Source organism: Nitrospirillum iridis (assembly GCF_014205765.1).
GTDB lineage: Bacteria > Pseudomonadota > Alphaproteobacteria > Azospirillales > Azospirillaceae > Nitrospirillum > Nitrospirillum iridis.
In genome coordinates, this window is the sequence record NZ_JACIIZ010000001.1 from 679,197 (window position 1) to 684,039 (window position 4,843).

Here is a 4,843-nt window from a genome sequence, read left to right on the forward strand (position 1 = left end):
CGACAGTTGATCGGTGGTCAGGGCCTGGATTTGGGCGGAGGTGAATTCCCGCACATCGGACGAGGTCAGGCTGTTCAGCTGATCGGTGGTGAGGGCCCGGACCTGGGCGGCGGACAGCCCCACGACCTGATTGCTGGCCAGGGCCGCCAGGTTGCCCGACGTCAGATTGGACAGCTGGTCGGTGGTCAGGGCCGACAGCTGGCTTGAGGTGAACTCCCGCACGTCGGTGGTGGTCAGCGTGTTCAGCTGGTCCGAGGTCAGTGCCTGGACCTGGGTGCTGGACAGCTTGTTGATTTGGGCACTGCCAAGCGCCGACAGATTGTCCGATCCCAGGGCGGAGAGCTGGTCCGTGGTCAGCGCCTGGACCTGGGCGGAGGTGAGGGCGCGGACATCGGTGGTGGTCAGCGCGTTCAGCTGGTCGCTGGTCAGGGCGCGGATTTGAACCGTGGACAAGACCGCGACCTGGGTGGCGGACAGGGCGGCGGTATTGTCCGTGCTGAGGGTTGACAACTGGGCGGTGGTCAGCGCCGACAGTTGGGCTGTGCTCAGGGCGCGTATGCCGGCCGTGGACACGGCCGCCAGCTGGTCGGAGGTCAGCGAGTTCAGGACGCCGACGGACAGGCTGGCCACCTGGGTGGTGCTGAGCGCCGCGACCGTGCCCGTGCTGAGGTTCGCCAGCTGGCCGCTGGTCAGGGACGCCACCTGGGCGTTGGACAACGCCCGCACGGCGGCACTGTTCAAGGCGTTCAGCTGGTCGGAGGTCAGCGTCCGCACCTGGGTGGTGGACAGCCGCGCCACCTGCAAGGTCGACAGGGCGGCCGCCTGGTCTGAGGTCAGCGACACCAGTTGGCCCGTGCCCAGCCCGGCCAACTGGGCGGTGGTCAGCGCCGTCACGTTGGCGGTGCTGAGCGCTGAGAGCTGGTCGGTGGTCAGTGCCTGGATTTGGGCGGAGGTGAATTCCCGCACATCGGACGAGGTCAGGCTGTTCAGCTGGTCCGAGGTCAGGGAGCGTACTTGGCCGCTGGATAGTCCCGCGATCTGGGCGCTGTTCAGCACCGACAGATTGTCCGATGCCAACGCCGATAGTTGGTCCGTCGTCAACAGGGCTATTTCGGGTGAGGTGAATTCCCGCATGTCGGCGGTGGTCAGGCTGTTCAGCTGATCCGAGGTCAGGGACCGCAGCTGGCCGCTGGTCAGGCTGGTGATCTGGGTGTCGCCCAGGGCCGACAGGTTGGCGGTGCTGAGCGTTGAGATTTGGTCCGTCGTCAGTGCCGCGATCTGCCCTGTTCCCAGCACGCGCATGTTGGCGGTGGACAACGCGCCCAGCTGGTCGCTGTTGAGCGCGCGCAGTTGGCTGGTGGACAAGCGCACCACCTGCGTCGTTCCCAGCGCCGCCACGGCGCTGGTGACGAGGTTGGATAGCTGCAAGGTGCTGAGCGCCGCGATCTGCGCGGTGTTCAGCACGCCGATATCGGTGGTGGTCAGCGCGTTCAGCTGATCGGTGGTCAGGGCGAGGATCTGCGAACCGGAGAGCGCGGACACCTGTGCGGTAGCCAGGCCGTTCACCTGATCCGTGGTCAGCGACGCCACCTGGCCAGTGTTCAGGCCAGCCAGTTGCGCCGGCGTCAGGACCGCAAGTTCGGCCGTGCCCAGCGTGGAGATCTGGTCGGTGGTCAGCGCCGAAATCTGGGCGCTGGCCAGCGCGCGGATGTTGGCGGTGCCGAGGGTGTTCAACTGGTCGCTGCCCAACGCCCGCAACTGGGCGCTGGACAGGACCGCAACCTGGGCGGTGGTCAGGGCCGCCAGCGCGTCGGTATCCAGGGCCGCGACCTGGCCGGTGGTCAACGCCGCGGTCAGGGTGGTGGCGAGCGCGCGCAGGTCGGCGCTGCTGAGCGCGTTCAGCTGGTCGCTGCTCAGGCTCCGGACCTGGGCGCTGGACAGCCCCACCGCCTGCGCCGTGGATAGGCTCGCCACCTGATCGGTGGTCAGCGCGCCCAGCTGGGCGGCCGTCAGGTTGCCGACTTGCGCCGCGGTGAGGGCCGCGAGATTGGCGGTGCTGAGGCCCGACACCTGGTCGGTGGTCAGGGCTCGCACCTGCGCCGAACTCAACGCCCGGGTGTCCGCCGTGCTGAACACGCTCAGCTGCTCGGTGGATAACGCCCTGAGCTGCGCGGTGGACAGGCGGGCCACCTGGTCGCTGGTCAGGGCCGCCACGTTGCGGGTGGTGAGGTTGGAAACCTGGCTTGTGCTCAGCACCGCCAGCTGCGCCGTGGTCAGCGCCGCGATATCCGCCGTGGTGAAGGCGTTCAACTGGTCGCTGGTCAGGCCCTTGACCTGGGCGGTGGTGAAGCCGGCCACCTGCAGCGTCGTCAGCCCGGCCATCTGGTCGGTGGTCAGCGCCCCCAGCTGGTCGGAGGTGAAGCCATTCAGCTGCGTGGTGGTGAAGCCGGCGATGGCGCTGCCGCTCAAGGCTGACAACTGGTCGGTGGTCAGCGCCCGGAGCTGTGCGGAAGTGAGCGCCCGTACGTCGGCGGAGGGCAAGGCGCCCAGCTGGTCGGTGGTCAGCGCCTGGACTTGGGCCGTCGTCAGTTGGCCCACCTGAAGCGAGGACAGGGCCGCGACGTTGGCGGTGGCCAGATTGGTGACCTGACTGACCAGCAGCGAGGCGATTTGCGCCGTGGAGAGGGCGCGCACGTCCGCCGTGGAGAGGGCGTTCAACTGGTCGGTGGTCAGGACGCGGATTTGCGCGGTGGTGAGCTGCGCGACCTGGGTGGTGGACAGCGCCACCAGATTGTCCGTTTCCAGATTGGCCAGCTGCCCCCCGGTGAGGGCGGTGATCTGGTTCGCGGTCAGGGCGCGCATGTCCGCTGTGGTCAGCGCGTTGACCTGATCGCTGCTGAGCGCCCGCAACTGCGCCGACGACAGCTGGATGACCTGCGCGGTCGTCAGCGTGGCCACACTGTCCGTGTCCAGGGCTTTGATCTGCGCCGTGGTCAGGGCGGCCAGCTGCGGCTGGGACAGGGTCCGCGTCTGGGTGGTGGTCAGCGCCCCGACCTGTTGGGTGGACAATTGCGCCACCTGCGCCGTGGTCAGGGCGGCCAGACTGCCGGTGCCCAGGCCCGCGACCTGGTCGGTGGTCAGGGCGGTCAATTGCCCGGCGGTGAAATTCCGCAGATCAGCGGTGGGCAGCGCGTTGACCTGCGCGGTGTCCAGCGACCGGATCTGCGCCGCGGTCAGCATCGCCGACTGGCTGGTTGTCAGGGCGGATATCTCGGCGGTGGTGAGGCCGCCCAGCTGGTCGGTGGTCAGCGCCTGGACCTGGTTCGAGGCCAGCTCCTGGATATCGGCGGTGGTGAGGCCGCCCAACTGGTCCGTGGTCAGGGCCCGGATCTGGGCGGTCGTCAGTTTGGCGACCTGGGTGCCGCTGAGTGCCGACAGGTTGGCCGTGCTCAGCGTCGATATCTGATCGGTGGTCAGGTTGGCGACCTGGGCCGTGGTCAGGGCCCGGAAGTCGGCGGTGGACAGGGCGTTGAGCTGACCGCCGTCCAGGGTGCGCAACTGGGTCGCGGTGAAGGTCGACACCTGGGCCGTGGTCAGGCCGGCCAGCTGATCCGTCGTCAGCACCGTGACCTGGGCCGAGGTCAATCCCAGCACCTGGTTGGTGGTCAGGGCGGACAGGTTGCGGCTGCTCAGCCCCTCAATCTGGTCAGGCGTCAGCGCCGCCAGCTGGACGGTGGTGAATTCCCGCATATCGGATGTCGACAGCGCGTTCAGCTGATCGGTGGTCAGCGCCCGGACCTGGGCGGTGGTCAACTGCGCCACCTGGTTGCTGGTCAGCGCCGAGAGGTTGGCGCTGCTGAGCGCGGAGAGTTGGCTGGCCGTCAGTCCGCCCACCTGGGCCGTGCTTAGCGCTTGAATCTGCGCGGTGGACAGGGAGTTCAGCTGGGTGGTGGTGAGATAGCCCACCTGATTGCGGCTGAATTCCCGCATGGAGGCGGTGGACAGGCCGGCCAGCTGGTCGGTGGTGATGGAATCGACCTGGTCGGCGCTCAGCGCCTGCACCTGGTTGGATTTAAGGGCCTCAATGTCGGCGGGGGAGAAGGCGGCGATGTCCTCATCGCTGAACGCCTGCAGCTGCTGGGCGCTGAAAACCATCTGGCTGACCGTGAAGGCCGCCACTTGCGTCGTGGAAAGGACAGTGATCTGGGCAGTCGTAAGGGCCGCGACGTCCTGAGTGGTCAGGGCCTGAATATTCGCCGTCGTATAAGCCGCAATCTGCGATGGGCTTAAGGAACCAATAGACGAAACCATGACCCTCTCCGATCGCATCTCTTTTGAGATGCTTCACCCTCGGCACCGCAACGCCCCTTTTAGGCGCGCCCACAGCCACGTGGGTCTTTCATCTCCTGCCGGTCCCCTTCTGGGATTGTCAGAAGTACTTTCATCCCCGGGCGACCTGATCCCTTCTGGACGCGCCGGTGCGGGGGGCACGCGAGTATTTATCCAACGACGATATACCCAACCTGGATACCAGATCACTTTAATTTGGATAAAACCTAACCTCAAGGTGAGTTTCGTAGACATGGGGCAAGAACAGGAACTTTAGCCACTTGACTGTCTTAGGCGTCTGCCCGTGCCCGAGGCTGAAGGACGTTTGGTAAATGCTGAGGGCCTTTTGGGTCCGAGGATTTTTGGGGCGCGTTAATTGGCCGTTGTGTTGCCTGACACCTCCGAAAATGGCCGCAGGCCGATAGCGTCCGTCAAGCTGGTGTAAAAGCGGCGCGCGTTTGAGGTGGCCGTTGGTCAGGCGGCTTTGGGTGAGAATGTGACGGCTGGGACAGTT

At 66.3% G+C, this 4,843-nt stretch carries 1 protein-coding gene and 1 pseudogene; both read right to left on the reverse strand.

Going from position 1 to position 4,843, the window contains the following annotated elements:
• Positions 1–4,155: beta strand repeat-containing protein (locus FHS74_RS03015; protein ID WP_184797234.1), on the reverse strand; the 4,155-nt coding region annotated here is incomplete at its 3' end.
• Between the two features lie 9 nt (positions 4,156–4,164).
• Positions 4,165–4,329: pseudogene (locus FHS74_RS31265) on the reverse strand (hypothetical protein); the annotation flags it as partial.
• Positions 4,330–4,843 lie beyond the last annotated feature (514 nt).